Raw genomic sequence first — 21,242 nt, 5'->3', positions numbered from 1 at the left:
TTCCCCTCAGAACGAAGAGCGTGGCGGCGGCCTCACGCCCCACGCCCACAGCAACGCCAGCCCGGCGAACAGGCCGCCCAGGTGGGCGAAATGCGCCACGCCGGAGACCGTGCCGGTGACGCCGAAGATCAGTTCGGCGGCACCGTAAAGCGTGACGAACAGCCACGCCGGGATACCGATGGGAATCGGGATCAGCATCAGCTTCTCGCGCGGGAACAGCATGGCGAACGCGCCGAGCAGGCCGAACACCGCGCCGGACGCACCGACCGTCGGGTACATGCGGCCCGGCTCGAAGAAATAGACCACCGCTAACTGCGCGACGGCCGCCGCGACCAGGCAGGTAAAGTAATAGATGACGAAACGCCGCTGGCCCATCACGCGCTCGATCAGGCCGCCGAACATGTACAACGCGTACATGTTCAGCACGATGTGCATGATGCTTCCATGCATGAAGCCGTAGGTCACCAGCTGCCACACGCGGAAACCGACGCCGGCGATATCGCCGCCCCCCATGTCCACGGCGAGGTCGTGGCCGATCGGCCACAAGGCGAACCAGCGGCTGACCGCCAGCGTCTGTTCGTCGCCCAGCAGCGTCTGCGCGATGAAGACCAGCACGTTGGCGATCAGGAGGTTGCGGGTGACCGGGGGGAGGTTCGTCGGCATGGTGGCGGGCGCGTCAGGCGGTGAACGGCGTGGGCTGGAGGATCTCGATCCAGTACTGGTCCGGGTCGCGGATGAAGGCGATATGGCGCATGCGGCCGTCGCTCAAGCGCTTCTGGAACGCCACGCCCATCGCCTCGAAACGCGCACAGGCGGCGTTGACGTCCGGCACGCTCACGCACAGGTGGCCGAAGCCGCGCGGCTCGCCGTTGCCGTTGTGGTAGGCGAAGGCGGCATCCTTCTCCGTGCCGTGGTTGTGCGTCAGCTCCAGCACGCCCGGCTGCGACAGCACCCAGCGCTTGCGCTCCGCGTCGTCATCCGGAATGAGCGCACGATCGCCCACCAGCACCAGGTAGACGATGGTGAAGGCCGCCTCTTCGTGCACCTGCCGGTACACCGGCGTAAAGCCCAGCACCCGCGTATAGAAGTCCAGCGACACGTCCAGGTCGCGCACCCGGATCATCGTATGGTTGAACACGTAGCCATGGGTCACCGCGTCCGGCGCGGCGGTCACGCCCGGCAGTGAGGTCAGGTCGGAAAGGGACATGGGGAATTTCCTCGGGACAATGTCCAAGGGTGGCCTCCCACCCCAAGCAATTCAAGCACCACCCGCCCGTCTGTCCACCTCCCCCACCGAAAGCACCATCAACACCCCCGCCAACACCCCATACGCCGCCACGAACTGCCACACCACCGCCCGCGCCGCCACATCCAGCGACCACGGCAGGTACACCGAACCAATGGGTGCCACCGAATGAATCACCCCGAACGCGGTTAGCACGCCCCCCAGCGCCACGATACCCGCCGCCTTGCGCACCTGCCCGTCGATCATCGCCACCACGAAACTGGCCCAGACCATCGAGGTGATGATGAAGCCGTTGCCGAGGATCACGATGACCGCCATGGCCGAAATACCGTGGGCGTTGTCGGCGTACAGCGCCGCGAAATGCGCCGGGTCCACGATGGTCGGATCGCCCAGCTTGATGGCCAGCAGCCGCGCGATGGCCGGGAAGAAACTGAAGACCACGGCGCCCGCGTAGCGTAGCGGCGTGGCCTCGAACGCCTGGGTGGTGATGCTGACGGACACGAAGACCAGGATCGGCGCGAGCACCGCCACGGGCAGCAGTTCCACCAGGTTGGACAGGTAACCGAATACGCCGCCCAGGCCGATGACCAGACCCGTGACCAGGGTGTAGCCCGTGCGTGCTCCCATGGCCTTGTACGCCGGCTGCCCGATGTACGGCGTGGTCTGCGCCACGCCCCCGCAGATGCCCGCCACGAGCGTCGCCAGTGCCTCCACCAGCAGGATGTCGCGGGTCGAGTAATCGTCCCCCGCCGCGCGCGCGCTTTCGGTCACGTTGATGCCGCCCACCACCATCAGCAGGCCGAACGGCAGGATGAGGGGCAGGTAGGGCAGCGTGGCCGGCAAGGCGTCGAGGAAACCGAGGTTGGGCAGCGGCAGGCCCAGCCGCCATGTCCAGCCCGCGGGCGCGTGGTAGCCGCTGCCCAGCAATCCGACCGGGCCCAGCCCGTAATAAAGCGCGACGCCGACGACGAAGGCGCCCAGCACGCCCGGGATGCCGAACGGCAGGCGGCGCCGGGCGATCAGTGCGTACAGCACGATACCCAGCCCGGCAAAGCCCACCACCGGTACACGCAGGATCTCGACCAGCGGCAGCAGCCCCATCAGCACCAGCGCGATGCCGGCGATCGATCCCAGCAGGCCCGCCCGCGGTACCGAACGCTGCACCCACGCCCCGAAGAACGACAGCACGAACTTGAGCACGCCCATGACCACCAGCGACGCCATGCCCAGGTGCCAGGTGGCCTCCCCGGCGGCGGAGGCATCCATGCCGGCTTGCCGGTAGCCCGCGAAAGCCGGGCCCAGCACCAGCAGCGCCATGCCGATGGTGGTCGGCGCGTCGATCCCCAGCGGCATGGCCGTGACGTCGTGGCGGCCGGTGCGCGCGGCCAGGCGGCGGGCCATCCAGGTATAGGCGAGATTGCCCAGCAGCACGCCGAGTGCCGTGCCGGGGAACATGCGCCGGAACACCAGGTCGGCCGGCATGCCGAAGATGCCGATGAGCGCCGTGGCCAGGAAGGCCAGCAACGACAGGTTGTCGACAACCAGACCCAGGACGCCGTTGAGGTCGCCGCCGCCGAAGCGACGACGCGGTGCGGGGACCGCCGCCATCAGAACGACACGTCCGCGGGCTGGGTCACGCGCAGCACGGACTGGTCGCCCGTCTTCGCCTTCCATGCCGCGCGGATGGCGTCGACCGACGCCCGCGCCGCCGGCGTATCGGGATACAGCAGCACCACGATCTTCGAGCGGAGGCGCTCGGGCTGTGCCTGTTGCTTGCCCTGCCACTGGCCGTACGCGTCGACCACGGTGAGGCCGCTGGGAAAGCGCGGCGTCACGTCCTTGTCGAGGAAACCGCGCCACGCCGCTTCGTCCACGCCGTCGTGCGCATCCGCGCGGCCCAGCCCGAAGTAGAGCTCCGTGCGGACCCATCCACGGGTGGCATCCGGATGGGCCACATCGCCTTGCAGCGTTGCCGCGAAAGGTGCGGCCGGGCCGCGCTGCGCGGGGCCGGCACAGGCGGCCGTCACGAGCGAGACGGCGAGGAAAAGACCAGCGAACACCTTCATGGAAACCCCTTGCACGAGTATTTCGAAACGGACGTCCATACGGCTAGGCGTCCGACCTATTGACACAGCGTACACTGCAATGCAACAAATAGTGCAAGGTTCGCACGTTACTGCGGCCGCCGGAACCATCATGCTCCGCCATCGTCGCCCGTGTCGCCGCGGTGACCTCCCCGCGTGCCCGCCAGGATCATCCATGTACCCGTCCCGCCTCGCTTCCGCCGTCCTGCTCGGTCTTGCCGCCCTTCCCGCCGCCGCGCAGGAGGCCGACCGCAACGCCGCCTCCACGCTCGACCAGATCGTGGTCACGGGCACCCACGCCAAAGACCGCACGGTACTGGATTCGCCGGTACCGATCGACGTGCTCACGCCGGAGGACCTGCGCTCGGCCGGCGCCGTCAACGGCGAGCTCGGCCAGGCCCTGGCCACGCTGCTGCCTTCCTTCAATTTTCCCCGCCAGTCCAACTCGGGCGGTTCCGACCACGTGCGCGCCGCCCAGCTCCGCGGCATGAGCCCGGACCAGGTGTTGGTGCTGGTCAACGGCAAGCGCTTCCACACCTCCGCCCTGGTCAACAGCGACAGCAAGATCGGCCGCGGCACCACGCCGGTGGATTTCAACGCCATCCCGATCAGCGCGATCAAGCGCATCGAGGTGCTGCGCGACGGTGCCGGCGCGCAATACGGATCCGACGCCATCGCGGGCGTGGTCAACATCATCCTCGACGATGCCCCGGAGGGCGGCGAGGTGGACGCCACTTATGGCGCCTACCACACGAATTTCCGTCCCGGCGACCGCGAGATCACCGATGGCCAGAGCGGCTACGTCAGCGCCAAGGCGGGCGCGAAGCTGGGAGGCGACGGTGGCTTCGTGCGTGCCGGCATCGAGGGCAACAACCGCCAGCCGACCAACCGGGCCGGCCGTGACGACATCCCCTCCTGGGAGAACCCCTCGCCGGAAAACCTGGCCTTGCGCGGCAAGCGCAACTACGCCGCCGGCGACCCGCGCAACGAGAACTACAGCGGCTGGTTCAACGCCGAACTGCCGTTCGGCGACACCGTGCGCGGCTATGCCTTTGGCATGTATACCCAGCGCCGCACCGTCGGCGACAACTATTTCCGCTATCCCGACAGCGACGCGAACGTACCGGCGCTCTACCCGCAAGGCTATCGGCCCGAATCGCTCGGCTACAACCGCGACGTCAACCTGACCGCCGGCGCGCGCGGCCGCGCCGGCGAATGGGATATCGACGGCAGCCTGACCTGGGGTCGCAACACCTTCGACTACGACCTGCGCGACACCGTCAACGTGTCGCTGGGCGAGCAAAGCCCCACGCGCTTCGACATCGGTAAGTACGACAGCACGCAGGGCACCGCCAACCTCGACTTAAGCCGATCCGTGGAATGGGGCTCGAAGCTGTTCACGCTGGCAACGGGTGCGGAGTTCCGCCACGAGGGCTTCCGGACCTATGCGGGCGATCCGGCCTCCTATGCGGTGGGGCCGATCGTGGGCGCACCGACCGGCGCGCAGGCCGGTGGCGGCCTGACACCCCAGGACACGGCGGACCTGCATCGCAACATCGGCGCCGCCTATGTCGATCTCTCCGGCGACGTCACGGATCGCTTCTTCGCCGATGCCGCGGGGCGCTACGAGCACTACGACGACTTCGGCTCCGCGTGGACGGGCAAGCTCAGTGGCCGTTACGCCATCACCGACGCCATCGCCATCCGCGGCGCGGCATCGAACAACCTGCGCGCACCGTCGCTCAGCCAGGTCGGTTTCGAATCCACCTCCACGGGATACGGTGCCGATGGCACCCTCGTGCAGGGCCGCGTGCTCTCGGTCAACAATCCCATCGCGCGCGGGCTGGGCGCGCGCGACCTCAGGCCCGAGAAATCCCGCAACTACAGTCTCGGGCTCACCGCCCGCCTGGGCGAGCGCTTCGACGCCTCGCTGGATGTGTACCGCATCGATGTCGACCACCGTGTCACGTTGTCCGAAACCATCGCGCCGGACGGCCTGGAGAATTACATCGACGCACGCTTCGGCGTACCGGGTGTCCAAAGCGTGGCGTTCTTCACCAACGCCGTGGACACGCGCACCCGCGGCGCGGAGCTGGTCACCAACTACCGGCAACCGGCCTTCGGCGGCAACCTCACGCTCACCGCCACTTACAGTTACAACCGCACGTCGATCCGCCACGTCCGCGACACGCCACCGGAACTGGCCGCGCTCGGCGCGGATGCGGTGTTGTTCGGGCTGGAAGAACGCAACACGCTCACCGATGCCGCCCCGCGCCAGCGTGGCGCGTTCACCGCACGCTGGGACAACTCGCGCTGGTCGTTACTGGGCCGCGCCACACGCCAGGGCAGCACCACACGGGTGTTCGATTTCGGCGGCGGCTTCGTGCCGAAGCAGACCTATGCGGCACGCTGGCAGCTGGACGCGGAAGCCGAATGGCACGCCACCGATCGCCTTTCCCTCGCGCTGGGCGGGCAGAACATCACCAACCAGTACCCCGATCGCTCGATCCCCGACATCGCCTACGCCGGCAACTTCCCCTACGACGTGATCTCCCCGATCGGCTCGAACGGCGCGTACTGGTACGGACGGCTCCGCTACGCCTGGTAATCCCGCCACCCGGCGATGTGCGCTGCGTCCGCCGCCGAGGTCGCCCCGGTCCCGGTCCCGGTCCCGGTCCCGGTCGCGGTCGCGGTTACGGTTACGGTACAGGCCAATGTAGGAGCGGACGATGTCCGCGAACCCTCAACACTGCTAAAACGAACGATGCCGCGCCCCGCCCACGCCGGGCGTTTCCATATCTGCCGAACGAGGCGGTCCGATATCGCCCGGCGCGCCACGCAGGCACCTGGTTAGAACGCTCGCTCCTGCGGACGTAGCGCATCATTCGCGAAATGACGTGTCGAGGGTTCGCGGACATCGTCCGCTCCTACAACCGCCGGGCTGCTGGACCCTGGGAACGTTGGCCGACCCTTTGGCCTGCACAAAAAAAGAGCCCGGCTTTCGCCGGGCTCTTTCATGCTGCACTTACCGATCTTGCAACGATTACTGCTGAACCTGCAGTTCCGTGCGACGGTTGCGAGCGCGGCCTTCGGCCGTGTCGTTCGTGTCGATCGGGTTGCTTTCGCCGTGACCGATCGGACCTTCCAGACGATCCGCACCGATACCGTGCGAGGTCAGGTAGTCGAACACGATCTTGGCGCGACGCTCGGACAGGCCCTGGTTGTAAGCGTCCTTACCGACGCTATCCGTGTAACCAGCAACCGTGACCTTGACGGCCGGGTAACGCTGCAGGGTGTCGACAGCCTGGTCGAGAACGCCCAGCGAGTCGCTGGTCGGCTCCTGCAGGGTCGGTCCGATGTTCGTCTCGCCCTTCTTCGGACGGTCGAACTTGAAGTTGACACCACGCAGGTCGATGACGACCTTCTGCGGGCAACCATCCGGGCCGACGATCGTGCCAGCCGGGGTGGCCGGGCACTTGTCGTCGCAATCGTTCACGCCGTCGCCGTCGCTGTCGAGCGTCGAGCAATCCGGAGCGGCCGGAGCGACAGCAGCGACCGGAGCCGGAGCTGCCGGCGGCTCGCCGAAGCGCGAGACGATCGAGAAGCCGAGGAACCAGTCACCGTAGCCATTCTCGCTCTCGACGGTCTTGTCGTCCCAGTCGTAGCGGTAGCCGGCTTCGACGCGGAAGTCGGAGCTGTCGGTGATGGTCTTCGACACGCCGACGCCGAGCTCAGCAGCCGGGGACCAGCCGTTGTCGGACGGGTTGTGGTGGTACGAACCCATCACGCCAGCCAGCAGGTACGGACGCCAGCTGTCCCAGGCACCAGCGTAGAAGCGAGCTGCCACGCCGTAGCTGTTGTTCGACCAGTGGCCGTTACCGTCGTTGTCGCGCTTGGTGCGATCGGCAAAGATGTCGATCGACGCGTTGTTCGAAATGAACTTACCGAAGCCCAGGCCGTAGTAAACCTGACGGCTGTTGGTGTTGCGGTCGGTGTCGTTGTAGTAACCGCCCACCGTCGGTGCGATGTACCAGCGGCCGTCATAGCCGTTACCCGCGGTGTCAGCAGCGGATTCCTGCGCATGAACGGCACCCACGCCGCCCAGGGCCAAGCCGATCAGCAAAAACAAGCCCTTACGTTTCATCGGTGTCTCCTCATTATTGGTATTCGCTTCCGCGCTCCACCCCAAACGGAATCGCGCGTAAATCTAAAATCTAATCCGGGGACTTCAGCCGTCCCTCGCTTTTATATCCCTTCAACGGGCGGCGGCAGTTTAGCAAAAATCAAACAATTGAACACGTGCTAAAAACCGCCGTTCATACTTGAGTCACGGCTATTATCAAGCCGTGAAGAGCGTCATGAACTCGTGAATGGGCATCGCGTCGAGTTTTTCGGCCGACGAAGTGACCTCCAGAACCTTCTCAACCCGCTCTGCAGGCCACTCTGCGCGCAGGGCGGCCTCGAACTTGCGGAGCAGGACCGGGATGCCTTCGGCGCGGCGATTGCGATGACCGATGGGAAAGTCGATCGAAATCTTTTCGGTTTTTGAACCATCTTTGAAGAAAACCTGCACCGAATTGCCGATGTAGCGCTTCTCCGGGTCGAAGTAGTCGCGGGTGAACTGGGGGTTCTCCACCACCGTCATCTTGTCCCGGAGGGCGTCGATGCGCGGATCGGCCGCCACGGCGTCGTTGTAGTCGTCGGCGGTGAGGCGGCCGAAGATCAGCGGCACGGCCACCATGTACTGGATGCAGTGGTCGCGGTCGGCGTAGTTCGCCAGCGGGCCGGTCTTGTCGATGATGCGGACACCGGCTTCCTGCGTCTCGATCACGATTTTCTCGACCTCGTCCACGCGGGAGGCGACCTGCTCGTGCAGCGCCATGGCGCATTCCACCGCGGTCTGGGCGTGGAATTCGGCCGGGAAGCTGATCTTGAACAGCACGTTTTCCATCACGTAGCTGCCGAACGGACGTTCGAACTCAAACGCGTTGCCCTTGAAGGCCACGTCGTAGAAGCCCCAGGTCTTGGCTGTGAGCGCCGACGGATAACCCACCACGTTGCGGTAGACCGCGTTGATGGCGTGGGTGACGGCACGGCGGCAGGCGTCGCCCGCGGCCCAGCTCTTGCGCGGACCCGTGTTGGGCGCATGGCGATAGGTACGCAGGGCGCCGTTGTCGATCCAGCTGTGCGAGACCGCCGTCGTGATCTGCTCCTTGTCGCCACCGAGCATGGCCGTGGTGACCGCCGTGGACGCCAGCCGGACGAGGATCACGTGATCCTGACCGACGCGGTTGAAGCTGTTCTTCAGGGCATAGCAGCCCTGGATTTCATGGGCCTTGATCGCATAGCCCAGCACGTCGCGCACCGTCAGCGGCGCGCTGCCTTCCTTCACCGCCTTGCGCGAGAGGTAATCGGCCACGGAGAGGATGGCGCCCAGGTTGTCAGAGGGGTGGCCCCACTCGGCCGCCAGCCAGGTGTCGTTGAAATCCAGGTAGCGAATCTGCGTGCCGATGGCGAAGGCGGCCTGCACCGGGTCCAGTTCGTGCGCAGTGAACGGCACGCGGGAGCCACCGGGCATCACCGCGCCCGGCACCAGCGGCCCGAGGTGCTTGACGCAATCGGGGAATTTCATCGCCAGGGCCGAGCACGCCAGCGAATCCAGGAGCATGTAACGCGCGGTGTCGTAGGCCTCCTGCGAGTCGATCCGATAGTCGGCGACGTAGTTGGCGATGTCCACCAGCGGCTGGTCCGGATCGGGACGCGTGGCGGAACGGATGTCGTGTGCGCTCATGGATGTCACTCGCGGGGTTGGGATAGCCGGCGATTTTAACCGGTGACCCCGGGGCAATGTCTTGCCGCGGTGCATCCCAACCGCGCACAATGCGCCCTACTACCAACCCGAAGGGGAGTAGTTCCGCGAAGTCCCTCCGGGGTTTCGTGCGCGACGGTCGTCAATACGGGTGCCCCATGCATCCCGGTCGTCGCGGTGGCTTGCGCCAGGAACGAGACTTTTGTGGTGACCGCGGGCGCGCGTGCCCGTGGCCGCCGCATTCGATCTCACCACGCGCAAAGGCCGCCACCCATGGATTTCCTCACACCCGAATTCTTCTCCGGCCTTGCCGCCATCGTCCTGCTGGACCTCGTCCTGGCGGGGGACAACGCGATCGTGATCGCCCTGGCCGCACGCAACCTGCCCCGGGAATTGCAGAAAAAAGCGGTGTTCTGGGGCACGTTCGGGGCGATCGCCCTGCGCATCGTGCTGACCTTCGCGGTGATCTGGCTGCTCAAGCTGCCCGGTCTCATGCTGGTCGGCGGCGCCCTGCTCATCCCCATCGCCTGGAAACTGCTCAAGCACGACGACCACGATCCGAACATCGATGCCGCGTCGGGCTTCTGGCCGGCGATCCGCACCATCGTGGTGGCCGATGCGCTGATGGGCCTGGACAACGTGCTGGCAATCGCCGGCGCGGCCAAGGGCCACATGGGCCTGGTGGTCCTCGGGCTGGCCATCAGCGTGCCGTTGGTGGTGTGGGGCTCCACCCTCATCCTTAAACTGATCGAGCGCTTCCCTGCGGTCGTCTACATCGGTGCCGCGGCCATCGCCTGGACCGCGGCGCGCATGATCGCCCATGACGGCCTGGTGGCGCCCTGGTTCGATGCGCGGCCGTGGGCGCCTTGGGTCCTTGACGCGGTGCTCGTGCTGGGCATCTGCGGCGGTGGTTGGCTTTGGGGGCGTCGGGCGCGGGGATGATCAGCGTGAGTGGCTCGCCTTCGGCATCGCGTTGGGCCTTGGGTCGTGGAGCAAGAGCCGGCGGGTAGCCCCCTCGGGGCCACGCCTGCGGCGACCCGGAGGAAAGGCCGCTAGCGCGGCCGTGTATCTGGTTCGCGCACATCGTGCGCTCCTACGCGCGGCCGTTTATGGATTGCCCTACGGGGCGGGTCGGGCTTCGCACGGGGATTTTTGATTCGCCATCCATGGCTCAGCAAAAATCCCCGTGCGAAGCCCGACCCGCCGCCCGAAGGGCAATAAGAAAACGGCCGCGCCAGCGGCCCTTCCCTTTCGGGTCGCCGCAGGCGTGGCCGCGAGGGTGGCACCCGCCGGCTCTTGCTCCACGACCCAAGGCCCAACGCGATGCCGAAGGCGAGCCCTCCCCCAGCAAAAACACAAAAAAAGGCCGCCCGAAGGCGGCCCAGGATTCCCCCCGGCGAGGCGGACGGCGCAAGCCGACCGCCAACCGGCTGGTCAGAAGCGGAAACGGACGTAAGCGGCCGGTCCGTCGAGCTTCATGTCGAGATCCAGGTCGTAGCGACGCTTGTCCTGGTTGAGCTTGATGCGGGTGTAGGCGTATTCCGCACCGAAGCCCACGTTCTGCCACGGGAACCACTCGACGCCCAGCGCGGCGTCCCAGATGTGGCCGTAGACGCTGCCGCCGTTCTTCTTCACGCCCGAGGCATTGAAGTACATGCGCCACTGGTCGTTGAACGCGTGGCGCCAGCCGAGCTGCAGGTTGGGTGCCCAGGCGTTGACGTCGCTGGAAGCGCGGTCCGAGACGGTCTGGCCAAAGCCGGACGCCGTGCCGCTGATGCTGGCCTGGACCTTGTAGTAAGCCGCACCCAGGCCGACGCCGAACACGTCGTTGCCCGTGCCGAACCACCACTTGTAGGCAGCGCTGCCGAAGGTGAACTTCAGGTCACCCTTGACCCGCGCCGTAGCGTCGATCGGGTTGCCGAGGAAGTTGATCGAGGTATCGAGGCTCTTGGCGTGCGAGCGGTTCACTTCGTAGTAGTCGAAGGTGAAGCCCTGGTGCTCGCCGATCAGGAAGTCCAGACGTGCGCGCGGCACGGTCTTGTGCTTCTTGAAGTCGAGGTCGTCTTCCAGGTTGACGTCGCCGCTGGTATTGAGGATGCCGGTCTTCGCGCCGATCGTCGTGTCGTTGTTGGTGTAGTAACCGCCCAACCAGATGCTGACGTTGTCGAGGGCGGGAGACTGCGACTTCTTCTCGCTGCTGTCCTGCGCATGCGCGGCCGCGCCGAAGGCGGCGAGCGAAGCGATGGCAAGGCCTACAGTGAGCTTGCCGTAACGGAATTGACCTGTGCGCATGAACAAAACTCCCTGGAAATGTTTCAAAGTTGTTAGTACCCCCGTTTGAAATTTTAACAAACGCAAGTGTGTGCGTTTTGTGCACGGATACTGTTTTGCGTTTGAAACACCGGCGAAACGGCGTTGCAGGGCCCTTTTCCCTTTCGCAGGAACTCACGCCAAACGTGATGTGCGTCACAGGCTGACGTAACGTTTGCTTTACTTCGCTCCCCGAAGGGCGACTTCCTGCCTGGTGCAGTCGCCCCGATGGGGTCACGGTGCTGCGACCGCCCTTGCTCCCGTGGCCTGATCCGGGGATCATTCGAACGATCGTTTGAACCGGATATCGCCGTGTCCTACCCCCACCTGCTTGCCCCGCTGGACCTGGGCTTCACCACCCTGCGCAACCGTGTCCTGATGGGCTCGATGCACACGGGGCTGGAAGACAAGGCCGCCGACTACGACAAGCTGGCGGCCTTTTTCGCCGAGCGCGCGCGCGGCGGCGTGGGCCTGATCGTCACCGGCGGCATCGCACCCAACATCCAGGGCTGGCTGAAACCGATGTCGGGCACGATGTCGATGCCCTGGCACGTGGGTCGCCACCGCAAGGTCACTTCGGCCGTCCATGCCGAGGGCGGCAAGATCTGCATGCAGATCCTCCATGCCGGTCGTTATGCCTACCACCCCCTGTCGGTCGCCCCGTCCCGGATCAAGTCGCCGATCACGCCGTTCACGCCACGGGCGCTGGGCTCACGCGGCGTGGAGCGCAGCATCGACGCCTTCGTGCGCAGTGCGAAGCTGGCCCGGGACGCCGGCTACGACGGTGTCGAGGTGATGGGCTCGGAAGGCTACCTGATCAACCAGTTCCTCACCTCGCGTACCAATAAACGCGCCGACCGCTGGGGCGGCTCGGCTGCGAACCGCATGCGGTTCCCGATCGAGATCGTGCGGCGCATGCGCGAAGCGGTCGGCAAGGACTTCATCATCGTCTATCGCCTGTCGATGCTCGACCTCGTTGACGACGCGCAGCCGTGGGATGACATCGTCACCCTCGCCAAGGCGGTGGAAGCCGCCGGCGCAACGATCATCAACACGGGCATCGGCTGGCACGAGGCTCGCGTCCCTACCATCGTGACCAGTGTGCCGCGCGGCGCATTCCGCTGGGTGACCCGACGCATGAAGGGTGAGGTGGGGATACCGTTGGTAACCACCAATCGCATCAACATGCCCGACGTAGCCGAACGCATCCTGGCTGACGGCGATGCCGACATGGTCTCGATGGCCCGGCCGCTGCTCGCCGATCCGGAATGGGTCAACAAGGCCCGCGCGTCCCGGCCACAGGCGATCAACACTTGCATCGCCTGCAACCAGGCCTGCCTCGATCACGTCTTCGAGAATCGCCGGGCGTCGTGCCTGGTCAACCCTCGGGCGTGCCACGAAACGGAACTGACGATCACGCCGGCCGCCGTCGCGCGCCGTGTCGCCGTAGTCGGTGCGGGTCCCGCGGGCCTGGCCGCCGCGACCACCCTGGCCCAGCGCGGGCATGCCGTGACGCTGTTTGATCGTGCCCACGAGATCGGCGGCCAGTTCAACATGGCCAAGCGGATTCCGGGCAAGGAGGAATTCAGCGAAACGCTGCGCTACTTCGACCATCGCCTGGACGAGACCGGCGTGACCCGCCGGCTGGGCACCGATGCCGACGCGGACATGCTGGCGTCCGGCGGCTTCGACACCGTGATCCTCGCCACCGGCGTGCTGCCCCGGCCACTGTCGATCCCCGGTGCCGATCACCCCCGTGTGCTGAGCTATATCGACGTCCTCCACGGAAATGCGGCGGTGGGTGCCCGGGTCGCGGTCATCGGTGCCGGCGGCATCGGCTTCGACGTCGCCGAGTTCCTGACCGAGAGCGTCCCCTCGCCGACGACGGACATCGCACGCTGGACGCGCGAATGGGGCGTGGACATGACCATGGCCACGCCCGGCGGCCTGATGCCAGCGCAGCCGGAGAAACCCGAGCGTGAGGTGTGGTTATTGCAGCGAAGCGAGGGGCGACCCGGTGCGCGCCTCAACAAGACGTCCGGCTGGGTGCACCGCGCCACGCTGAAGAACAAGCGCGTGAAGATGATCGGCGGTGTGACCTACGAGCGCATCGACGATGCCGGCCTGCATGTGACCGTGGGGGGCGAGGCCCAAGTGCTGGCCGTGGACCATGTGGTCGTCTGCGCCGGGCAGGAGCCGAATCGCGCGCTGCATGCCGCCCTGGTCACGCGCGGCGTCGACGTACGACTGGTGGGTGGCGCGGATGTGGCCGCGGAGCTGGATGCGAAGCGGGCGATCGACCGCGCGACGAGGATGGCGGCGGGGATGTGAGTCAGGCTACGGCGTCAACGCGCCGCGGCATCCTGCTTCGCGCATATCGTGCGTTGGATGTGGCGGCTACGCCGCGGTGCCCCCATTCGCGCACATCGTGCGCTCCTACGACAGCCGCGTTGTAGGAGCGCACGATGTGCGCGAACAGAAAACGCCGCGGCGAAGCCGCCTCCGATAACGCACGATGTGCGCGAATGGAGGCACCGCGGCGAAGCCGCCTCACTACATCAACGCTTCTCGATTGGCGTATAGGTCTGGTCTTCCGGCCCGGTGTAGTTCGCGCTCGGGCGGATGATCTTGCCGTCCTGGCGCTGTTCGATCACGTGGGCGCTCCAGCCCGACGTGCGCGCAATGACGAACAGCGGCGTGAACATGGCGGTGGGAACGCCCATCATGTGGTAAGCCGACGCCGAGTACCAGTCGAGGTTGGGGAACATCTTCTTCAGTTCCCACATCAGCTTCTCGATCTTTTCCGACACCTCGAACAGGCGCGGGTTGCCGCCGTCGGTGCACAGCTTGCGCGCGATCTCCTTGATGATCTCGTTGCGCGGATCGGACACCGTGTACACCGGATGCCCGAAGCCGATGATGATTTCCTTGCGCTCGACGCGTGCGCGGATATCCGCTTCCGCCTCGGCGGCGTCGCGGTAGCGCGCGATGATTTCCATCGCCACCTCGTTGGCGCCGCCGTGCTTCGGCCCACGCAGCGCGCCGATGGCACCGGTGATAGCCGAGTACATGTCCGAGCCGGTGCCGGCGATGACGCGCGCGGCGAAGGTGCTGGCGTTGAACTCGTGCTCGGCGTACAGCACCAGCGAACGATCCAGTGCATGCGAATGCAGCTCGCTCGGCTTGCGCCCGTGCAGCAGGTGCAGGAAGTGGCCGGCGATCGACTCGTCGTCGGTCTCGGTCTCGATGCGCTTGCCGTTGTGGCTGAAGTGGTACCAGTACAGCAGGATGGAGCCGAAGCTGGCCATGAGCCGGTCGGCGATGTCGCGTGCGCCGGTGACGTTGTGGTCGTCCTTCTCCGGCAGCACCGTGCCCAGCACCGAGGCGCCGGTGCGCATCACATCCATCGGATGAGTGGCGGCCGGCAGCAGCTCCAAGGACGCCTTGACCGGTGCCGGCAGGCCGCGCAGGCGCTTCAGCTTGGCGCGATAGGCGTTCAGCTCCATCCAGTTCGGCAGCACGCCGTGCACGAGCAGGTAGGCCACTTCCTCGAACGAGCCCTTCGCGGCCAGGTCGTGGATGTCGTAGCCGCGGTAATGCAGGTCGTTGCCGCTGCGGCCGACCGTGCACAGCGCCGTGTTGCCGGCGGCGATGCCCGATAGCGCGACGGACTTCTTCGGCTTCGGGCCGGTCGTGGTTGCGGTGTCGCTCATGCGTGACTCTCCTTAACCCTGCTTAGAGAAAAGCGCGTCGAGGTGACGCTCGAATTCGTGGTAGCCGATGCGGTCGTAGAGCTCCTCGCGCGTCTGCATCGTGTCGATGACGTTGCGCTGGTGACCGTCGCGGCGGATGCTGGTGTAGACGTTTTCCGCCGCCTTGTTCATGGCGCGGAACGCGGAGAGGGGATACAGCACGATACCGACGCCGACGCTGCCCAGTTCCTCGGTGCTGAACAGCGGGGTCTGGCCGAACTCGGTGATGTTGGCCAGCACCGGCACCTTCACCGCGTCGACGAAGCGCTGGTAGGTCGGCAGGTCGTAGGCCGCCTCGGCGAAGATCGCATCGGCGCCCGCCTCGACACAGGCGATCGCCCGCTCGATGGCGGCATCCACACCCAGCACCGCGATGGCATCGGTGCGCGCGATGAGGAAGAAGTCCGGGTCGGTCTTCGCATCGGCCGCGGCCTTGACCCGGTCGGCCATCTCACCCGTGGTGACGATCTCCTTGCCGGGACGATGTCCGCAGCGCTTCGCGCCCACCTGGTCCTCGATGTGGCAGGCCGCGGCGCCGGCCTTGATCAGGCTCTTGACGGTGCGGGCGATATTGAACGCGCTGGGCCCGAAGCCGGTGTCGATGTCGACCATCAACGGCAGGTCGCAGACATCGGTGATGCGGCGCACGTCGACGAGCACGTCGTCCAGCGTGTTGATGCCCAGGTCGGGCAGGCCCAGCGAGCCGGCGGCCACGCCGCCGCCGGACAGGTAGATGGCCTGGAACCCGGCGCGCTTCGCCAGCAGCGCGTGGTTGGCGTTGATCGCGCCGATGACCTGCAGGGGCCGCTCGGCCGCAAGGGCGGCACGGAAACGGCCACCGGCCGAGGAAGGCTGCGCCATGGAATGCTCCGGGGTAAAGACGCGCATTTTAGCGCAGCCGCGTGAATAGGCCTTGCTGCGCCGCGGCGTACGCGTCTCCCTGGGGATTACCTGCCCTGCCCTGGGCGCGCCACGCCGTACATTTCCCAGGCGATCTTCTTCATCAGCGCCTGGCGGTCGTCGCCCTCGACATAGAGATCGAAGTGGGTCTTGCCGGGCAGGAAGCGGATATCGCTGCGGGCGTGCAGGCCATCCAGCGTCTCCTTGAGCAATTTCGCAGAGCCATCGAGGTAGAACGTATCCGCGGTACCCACGATCAGGTGGATCTTGCCGTCGAGGTCGGGCTTCAACGTGGGCCACTGCGTGCGCAGGCGCTGGGCGATGTCGTAATGATCACGCCAGTAGGCCACCACGTCCGGATCGATCGCGCCGGTGTCGCGGTTGAACATCGGCTGCGGACGCCCGTCCGTGCCCCGGGGCGAGAACACCCAATCGAACGAGGCCAGCTGCCCGCCGTAGGCACCCAGCACCCGCTCCAGACGGGCGAAGGTCTCGAACGTGGCGATCACCTTGCCGTCGTCGCGCACCAGGGGATAGGCCGTGCCGTCGGGCGCCTTGTAGGCGTTGGCGTGCGGCGCATAGAGGTCGATGTTGGTGAAGTTGTGGAAGTCGCTCGGGTCGGGCGAGGTGGACCACGTGCCGCCGAACACCTTCGGGTAACGCGTCTGCAGCCACAGCGTGGCCCAGCCGCCGGAGGAATGCCCGTTGAGGAACCGGCCGCCCACCTTCGCGTCCATCCGGTAGCGGCCTTCCAGCCAGGGGATGTACTCGGTGGTCAGGGCCTGGCCCCAGGGTCCGTTGTTCACCGAGTCGGCAAACTCATGCGTGCCGGTGGGGCCGGACTCGTCCAGCAGCACCCAGATCATCGGCGGCATCAGCCGGTTGGCCATGGCCGACCACAGCGAGGCGATCGTGCCCGCGTACTCGTCGAAGCCGCCGCCGAAGCCGTGGGTCACGTAGACGGTGGGATAGCGCGTGCTCGCCTTGGCGTCGTAACCCGGCGGCGTCAGTACCCAGGCGCGGATCGCCAGCGGGCGCCCGGCGAAGGCGGTCAGCGCGGCGCTGGGCATGATCTCGGCGTGCGCGTGCTTGCGCGCCTCGGGCAATGCATCGCGGACCGCCTGCGGTACCCGCGGCGAGAGCAACCAGGGATCTTTCGCCGGAACGGTCTTGTCCAGCACCAGGGTGGGCACGGTGCCGCCCGGGGCCAGCTTCACCGCCGTCACCGCGCTGAGCAGATCGCCCGCGCCACGGCCGTGGTAGTTGTAGTCGTGGCCGACATCCAGCACGGCCTGGACCAGGTAATCGCCCGGCGGCAGTGCGGAGAACCCGGCGGGGAACGCTTCGCCGTCGGTATCGATGTCGACCGTCTGGCCGCCGCCGATCCAGGTCACGTCGCGGGCGGCCACGGAGACCGCGGTCGGCCGGAACGGGTTGGTGTCGACGGCCTCGGGCTTGCCGTCCTTCGCGGCCGGGGCCGGCATGGCGAACAGGAGCAGGCGGCCCGACGTGCCCGGGCTGGCGGCGGGCAAACCCACCCGGACGATGCGATGGACCGCTGGCGCCTCGTCCGCATGGACGGCATCGAAGCCACCCGCGAGCAGGGCCAGCGCGAGAACCGCGCGGAACGGTGAACCGATGGACATGCGTTTCCCCTTATCGGCCGCGACGCGCGGCGTGGCAACATGCCGATCCTGCCACGATACGCGAGGTGAACCGAGTGCCATTGGATTGGATCAGCACACACGCCCTGTCGATCTGGGCCCTGCTACTGGCGGTGGCCCTGGTCGGCTCGGACGTGGCCTGGCGACGCGCCGTGCGCCGACGTGAAGGCCTCGACCCGGCCGCACGCGCCTTTCTCCGGCCGACCACTGCGCTGGTCGTGGTGGTGACCATGCTGCTGGTCGCCACGGTGATCGCGGTGGAAGTGCGCGAGCAGGCCGGGTTGACGGTGTTCGACGCCGGACTGGCGGCGGACCTGCGGGCCAACTTGCCCCTGCCCATGCTGCGGGTCATCGCGTGGGTGACGCACAGCGGCGACCCGGTCGTGGTGGGCGCGGCCACCGGCGTGGTCTTCCTGACCCTGCTGCTGCGCCGTCATTTCCGCCTCGCCGCGACCTGGATCGTCACGCTGGTCGGCACCGCCCTGATCAACAGCGCTCTCAAGGCGTGGTTCCATCGCGAGCGCCCCCTGCACGACCACGGCTTCATCGTCGAGCGCAGCTACAGCTTTCCCAGCGGGCATGCCTCCGGCTCGATGGTCTTCTACGGCATGCTTGCCTACGTGTTGCTGGTGCTGTGCCCGCCACGCTGGCATCGCGCCATTGTGATCGGCGCGGTCACCATGATCACCGTCGTCGGCATCAGTCGCATCCTGCTCCAGGTGCATTATTTCAGCGACGTGATGGCCGGCTACGCCACGGGCCTGGCCTGGGTGACCCTCTGCGTGGGCAGCGCCGAATACCTGCGCCTCCGCGAAGGCCGCCGTGCCACCACGTAAATTCATGCGACCGTGACGAGGCGAGTGCTTCGATCCTCGCCCATGCCCACCCCACTCGCTTTTGCCATCGTCATGAACGCCGGCTCCGGCCGCCAGGACGCGGACGCCGCGCGCGACGAGATCGCCTCGATCCTGGAGGCCGCCGGTCGCCCCCATGCGTTTTTCCTGATCGACGACGGGCATCCGATCGAGCAAGCGGTCCGCGAGGCGACCGCCTATGCAAAAGAGCACGAGGGCGCCATCGTGGCGGCGGGAGGCGACGGCACCATCAACTGCGTCGCGCAGACCGCCTGGCGCGAGCAACTGACCATGGGCATCCTGCCGCAGGGCACGTTCAACTTCACCGGGCGCACGCACGGCATTCCCACCGACACGCGTGGCGCCGCCGAGGCCCTGGTGCGGTCGACGCCGATCGACGCGCAGATCGGCATGGTCAACGACCGGATGTTCATGGTCAACGCCAGCCTGGGTCTCTACCCGCAGGTGCTGGAGGATCGCGAAACCTGGAAGCAGCGCTTCGGCCGTCACCGCATCGTGGCATTGTGGTCGGGCCTGGCCACGCTGATGCGCGACTACCGGCCACTGCGTATCGAGGTCACCGACGGATCGCAGGCGCGCCAGCTGCGCACGCCCACGTTGTTCGTCGGCAACAACGCCCTGCAGCTGGAAAAGATCGGCCTGGACGAGGCTGCCGACGTGCATCGCAACGACGGCACGCTGGCCGGGCTGGTCCTCAAGCCGATCGGCAAGCTGACCATGCTGCGGCTGATCCTCAGCGGTGCGCTGGGCAAGCTGGGCGAAGCCGAGCATGTGGTGAGCTTTCCGTTCCGCGAGATCACAGTGACGCCGCGGCGCCGGCACACGAAGATCAAGGTGGCGATCGACGGCGAGATCGTCTGGCTCGCCCCACCCATCGTGTTCCGCGCCGCGCCGCGTCCCCTCGTGCTTCTCACCGACGGTGAGCGCCAGCCCGGGGAGGATCCGGGTTGAGCCTGCTGGTACAGATTTCCGATACCCATTTCGGCACCGAGCGCCCGCCCGTGGTCGCCGCCCTGGGCGAACTGATCGCCTCGTTGCGACCCGACCTCGTCATCCTCTCCGGCGATGTGACGCAGCGCGCACGGCGCAGCCAGTTCGACGCGGCGCGGCGCTTCATCGATGCGTGCGGCCGCCCGGTCCTGGCCATTCCGGGCAACCACGACGTGCCACTGTTGAACGTGTTCGCGCGTGCGTTCGATCCGTTCGGTGGCTACCGTCGTGCGTTCGGTCACGACCTGGAACCGGTGCACGCCAGCGACGACGTGCTGGTGATCGGCGTGAACACCGTGCGTGCCGCACGGCACAAGAACGGCGAGGTGTCCGACGCGCAGATCGAGCGGGTCGGCCGACGGTTGCGCGAGGCCACCCCGGGGCAATTACGTATCGTCGTCACTCATCAACCCGTGCACGTCATCCGCGAATCGGACGTGGCCAACCTGCTGATCAACCACGAGCGCGCGATCACCGCCTGGGCCGCGGCGGGTGCGGATCTCGTCCTGGGCGGCCATATCCACCTGCCCTACGTCAGGCCGCTGAACACGGAAAAACGTGCCCTGGCCAGCGAACTGTGGTCCGTGCAGGCCGGTACGGCGCTGTCCACGCGCATCCGTGACGGCATCAGCAACTCGTTCAACGTCATCCACCACGATCCCGCGAACGACCCGGGCAGCTGCGTGGTGGAGCACTGGGATTACAACGAGGCCAACGGCCGGTTCGACCCCGGTGGCAAGACCACCATTCCGCTGCACCGCTGACCGTCACACGTAGTGCATCTTCCGTGCGACGCCGCCATCCACCGTGATGTTCTCACCGGTGATGAAGCCGGCTTGCGACGACAGCAGGAACACGGCCAGTGCACCGATATCCGGTGGCAGGCCGGCGCGCCCGACGGGATGCTGCGCATGATCCGCTGCGGATAACCGCGCCTTGCGGCGCAGGCCCGGCTTTTTCCACGCGTCCACGACCACCCAGCCGGGGTTGATCGCGTTCACGCGCACCGGCCCCGCGCTGATCGCCAGCGCATGAGTAAAGGCGACGATGCCGCCCTTGCTGGCGGCATAGGCCTCCGTGTCCGGCTCCGACTGATGCGCGCGCGACGATGCGATGTTGACGATCGCGCCGTTGCTGCGCGTGAGCGCCGGCAACGCATGCTTGCTGCACAGGAAGGTACCGCCCAGGTTGGTATCGATGCGGCGTTTCCATTCGCTCCAGTCAAGCTTGTGCAGCGGACCGCTGGTGGGATCGGCGATGCCCGCGTTGTTGACCAGGCCGTCAATGCGCCCGAAGCGCTTGAGCGCCGCGGCCACGAAGCGTTTCACGCTGGCTTCCTTCGACACGTCCAGCACCAGGAAGGCGGCACGCTCGGCGGCGTCCCATTCCTCCAGGCAGGCCCTTCCCGCGTCGGCATCCAGGTCGCCGATGAGCACCGATCCACCGACGTCCAGCACGGCCTCGGCGATGCCCTTGCCGATGCCCTGCGCGCCGCCGGTCACCAGCACCACCTTGCCGGGCCACTCGCCGGTGCCCGTCGACGGAAGGGGTGCCGCCTTGTTCGCTGCCGCCATGGGTCGTGTCTCCTGCCGGAAGGCCTCGATGCTCCGCG

17 protein-coding genes are annotated in these 21,242 nt (G+C 66.7%); 6 read left to right on the top strand and 11 right to left on the bottom strand.

Features of this window, described 5'->3' with window-relative positions:
* Positions 1–6 precede the first annotated feature (6 nt).
* Genes QRN34_RS16320 through QRN34_RS16305 form a run of 4 tightly spaced genes read right to left on the bottom strand, consistent with a single transcriptional unit; the run spans position 7 to position 3,312 of the window.
* Positions 7–663: a rhomboid family intramembrane serine protease gene (locus tag QRN34_RS16320; protein WP_285406051.1), complete on the bottom strand. Its 657-nt coding sequence runs from the start codon at positions 661–663 to the stop codon at positions 7–9.
* 13 nt (positions 664–676) lie between these two features.
* The gene (gloA, locus tag QRN34_RS16315; protein ID WP_285406049.1) at positions 677–1,207 is read right to left on the bottom strand and encodes a lactoylglutathione lyase; all 531 of its coding nucleotides are present in this window, start codon (positions 1,205–1,207) and stop codon (positions 677–679) included.
* A gap of 51 nt (positions 1,208–1,258) precedes the next feature.
* Positions 1,259–2,854: a hypothetical protein gene (locus QRN34_RS16310; RefSeq protein ID WP_285406046.1), complete on the bottom strand. Its 1,596-nt coding sequence runs from the start codon at positions 2,852–2,854 to the stop codon at positions 1,259–1,261.
* The gene (locus QRN34_RS16305; protein ID WP_285406043.1) at positions 2,854–3,312 is read right to left on the bottom strand and encodes a DUF3574 domain-containing protein; all 459 of its coding nucleotides are present in this window, start codon (positions 3,310–3,312) and stop codon (positions 2,854–2,856) included. Before QRN34_RS16305 ends, QRN34_RS16310 begins: the two co-directional genes overlap by 1 nt.
* 193 nt (positions 3,313–3,505) lie before the next feature.
* Between QRN34_RS16305 and QRN34_RS16300 the strand changes: the two genes are divergently transcribed.
* A complete protein-coding gene (locus tag QRN34_RS16300) occupies positions 3,506–5,938 on the top strand; it encodes a TonB-dependent receptor (protein ID WP_285406041.1) in 2,433 nt (810 codons plus the stop codon).
* Positions 5,939–6,373: 435 nt separating this feature from the next.
* On the opposite strand, the gene QRN34_RS16295 is transcribed toward QRN34_RS16300, so the two are convergent.
* Positions 6,374–7,474, bottom strand: a complete 1,101-nt coding sequence (locus QRN34_RS16295; protein WP_036140216.1) for an OmpA family protein — start codon at positions 7,472–7,474, stop codon at positions 6,374–6,376.
* Positions 7,475–7,669: 195 nt separating this feature from the next.
* Positions 7,670–9,121 carry a bifunctional 2-methylcitrate dehydratase/aconitate hydratase gene (locus tag QRN34_RS16290; RefSeq protein ID WP_285406039.1) on the bottom strand — a complete coding sequence of 484 codons (1,452 nt, stop codon included), beginning with the start codon at positions 9,119–9,121 and terminating at the stop codon, positions 7,670–7,672.
* A gap of 291 nt (positions 9,122–9,412) precedes the next feature.
* On the opposite strand from QRN34_RS16290, the gene QRN34_RS16285 reads away from it, so the two are divergent.
* The gene (locus QRN34_RS16285) at positions 9,413–10,081 is read left to right on the top strand and encodes a TerC family protein (RefSeq protein WP_036140211.1); all 669 of its coding nucleotides are present in this window, start codon (positions 9,413–9,415) and stop codon (positions 10,079–10,081) included.
* Positions 10,082–10,573: 492 nt separating this feature from the next.
* On the opposite strand, the gene QRN34_RS16280 is transcribed toward QRN34_RS16285, so the two are convergent.
* Entirely contained in the window at positions 10,574–11,431 is an 858-nt protein-coding gene (locus QRN34_RS16280; RefSeq protein ID WP_285406036.1) for a hypothetical protein, read from the bottom strand.
* A gap of 330 nt (positions 11,432–11,761) precedes the next feature.
* Between QRN34_RS16280 and QRN34_RS16275 the strand changes: the two genes are divergently transcribed.
* Positions 11,762–13,780 carry an NADPH-dependent 2,4-dienoyl-CoA reductase gene (locus QRN34_RS16275; RefSeq protein ID WP_285406034.1) on the top strand — a complete coding sequence of 673 codons (2,019 nt, stop codon included), beginning with the start codon at positions 11,762–11,764 and terminating at the stop codon, positions 13,778–13,780.
* A 227-nt stretch (positions 13,781–14,007) separates the two neighbouring features.
* Here QRN34_RS16275 and prpC read toward each other — a convergent pair whose 3' ends face one another.
* The 3 genes from prpC to QRN34_RS16260 all read right to left on the bottom strand — a co-directional run bounded on the left by prpC (position 14,008) and on the right by QRN34_RS16260 (position 17,747).
* Positions 14,008–15,162 (bottom strand): 2-methylcitrate synthase, encoded by a 1,155-nt coding sequence (prpC, locus tag QRN34_RS16270; protein WP_036140202.1) that lies wholly within the window; start codon positions 15,160–15,162, stop codon positions 14,008–14,010.
* A 12-nt stretch (positions 15,163–15,174) separates the two neighbouring features.
* Positions 15,175–16,062, bottom strand: a complete 888-nt coding sequence (gene prpB, locus QRN34_RS16265) for a methylisocitrate lyase (RefSeq protein WP_285406030.1) — start codon at positions 16,060–16,062, stop codon at positions 15,175–15,177.
* Between the two features lie 86 nt (positions 16,063–16,148).
* The gene (locus QRN34_RS16260; protein WP_285406028.1) at positions 16,149–17,747 is read right to left on the bottom strand and encodes an alpha/beta hydrolase-fold protein; all 1,599 of its coding nucleotides are present in this window, start codon (positions 17,745–17,747) and stop codon (positions 16,149–16,151) included.
* A gap of 74 nt (positions 17,748–17,821) precedes the next feature.
* Between QRN34_RS16260 and QRN34_RS16255 the strand changes: the two genes are divergently transcribed.
* Genes QRN34_RS16255 through QRN34_RS16245 form a run of 3 tightly spaced genes read left to right on the top strand, consistent with a single transcriptional unit; the run spans position 17,822 to position 20,394 of the window.
* Positions 17,822–18,601 (top strand): phosphatase PAP2 family protein, encoded by a 780-nt coding sequence (locus tag QRN34_RS16255; RefSeq protein WP_285406026.1) that lies wholly within the window; start codon positions 17,822–17,824, stop codon positions 18,599–18,601.
* 42 nt (positions 18,602–18,643) lie between these two features.
* Positions 18,644–19,591, top strand: coding sequence for a diacylglycerol kinase family protein (locus tag QRN34_RS16250; protein ID WP_285406024.1), 948 nt, complete (start codon positions 18,644–18,646; stop codon positions 19,589–19,591).
* Positions 19,588–20,394: a metallophosphoesterase gene (locus QRN34_RS16245; RefSeq protein ID WP_285406022.1), complete on the top strand. Its 807-nt coding sequence runs from the start codon at positions 19,588–19,590 to the stop codon at positions 20,392–20,394. The genes QRN34_RS16250 and QRN34_RS16245 overlap by 4 nt, the downstream gene beginning before the upstream one ends.
* A gap of 3 nt (positions 20,395–20,397) precedes the next feature.
* On the opposite strand, the gene QRN34_RS16240 is transcribed toward QRN34_RS16245, so the two are convergent.
* Positions 20,398–21,204 carry an SDR family oxidoreductase gene (locus QRN34_RS16240; RefSeq protein ID WP_285406020.1) on the bottom strand — a complete coding sequence of 269 codons (807 nt, stop codon included), beginning with the start codon at positions 21,202–21,204 and terminating at the stop codon, positions 20,398–20,400.
* Positions 21,205–21,242: the final 38 nt, after the last annotated feature.

This window comes from Luteibacter sp. ME-Dv--P-043b, from assembly GCF_030209605.1.
GTDB lineage: Bacteria > Pseudomonadota > Gammaproteobacteria > Xanthomonadales > Rhodanobacteraceae > Luteibacter.
Note: the sequence above shows the minus strand (reverse complement) of the source record. Positions and strands in the feature narration are given on the sequence as shown.

Bases quoted from the DNA above. Each gene is read 5' to 3' on its own strand.
- QRN34_RS16320 (WP_285406051.1), bottom strand. From the start codon at position 663: ATGCCGACGAACCTCCCCCCGGTCACCCGCAACCTCCTGATCGCCAAC.
- gloA (WP_285406049.1), bottom strand. From the start codon at position 1,207: ATGTCCCTTTCCGACCTGACCTCACTGCCGGGCGTGACCGCCGCGCCG.
- QRN34_RS16310 (WP_285406046.1), bottom strand. From the start codon at position 2,854: ATGGCGGCGGTCCCCGCACCGCGTCGTCGCTTCGGCGGCGGCGACCTC.
- QRN34_RS16305 (WP_285406043.1), bottom strand. From the start codon at position 3,312: ATGAAGGTGTTCGCTGGTCTTTTCCTCGCCGTCTCGCTCGTGACGGCC.
- QRN34_RS16300 (WP_285406041.1), top strand. From the start codon at position 3,506: ATGTACCCGTCCCGCCTCGCTTCCGCCGTCCTGCTCGGTCTTGCCGCC.
- QRN34_RS16295 (WP_036140216.1), bottom strand. From the start codon at position 7,474: ATGAAACGTAAGGGCTTGTTTTTGCTGATCGGCTTGGCCCTGGGCGGC.
- QRN34_RS16290 (WP_285406039.1), bottom strand. From the start codon at position 9,121: ATGAGCGCACACGACATCCGTTCCGCCACGCGTCCCGATCCGGACCAG.
- QRN34_RS16285 (WP_036140211.1), top strand. From the start codon at position 9,413: ATGGATTTCCTCACACCCGAATTCTTCTCCGGCCTTGCCGCCATCGTC.
- QRN34_RS16280 (WP_285406036.1), bottom strand. From the start codon at position 11,431: ATGCGCACAGGTCAATTCCGTTACGGCAAGCTCACTGTAGGCCTTGCC.
- prpC (WP_036140202.1), bottom strand. From the start codon at position 15,162: ATGAGCGACACCGCAACCACGACCGGCCCGAAGCCGAAGAAGTCCGTC.
- prpB (WP_285406030.1), bottom strand. From the start codon at position 16,062: ATGGCGCAGCCTTCCTCGGCCGGTGGCCGTTTCCGTGCCGCCCTTGCG.
- QRN34_RS16260 (WP_285406028.1), bottom strand. From the start codon at position 17,747: ATGTCCATCGGTTCACCGTTCCGCGCGGTTCTCGCGCTGGCCCTGCTC.
- QRN34_RS16250 (WP_285406024.1), top strand. From the start codon at position 18,644: ATGCCCACCCCACTCGCTTTTGCCATCGTCATGAACGCCGGCTCCGGC.
- QRN34_RS16240 (WP_285406020.1), bottom strand. From the start codon at position 21,204: ATGGCGGCAGCGAACAAGGCGGCACCCCTTCCGTCGACGGGCACCGGC.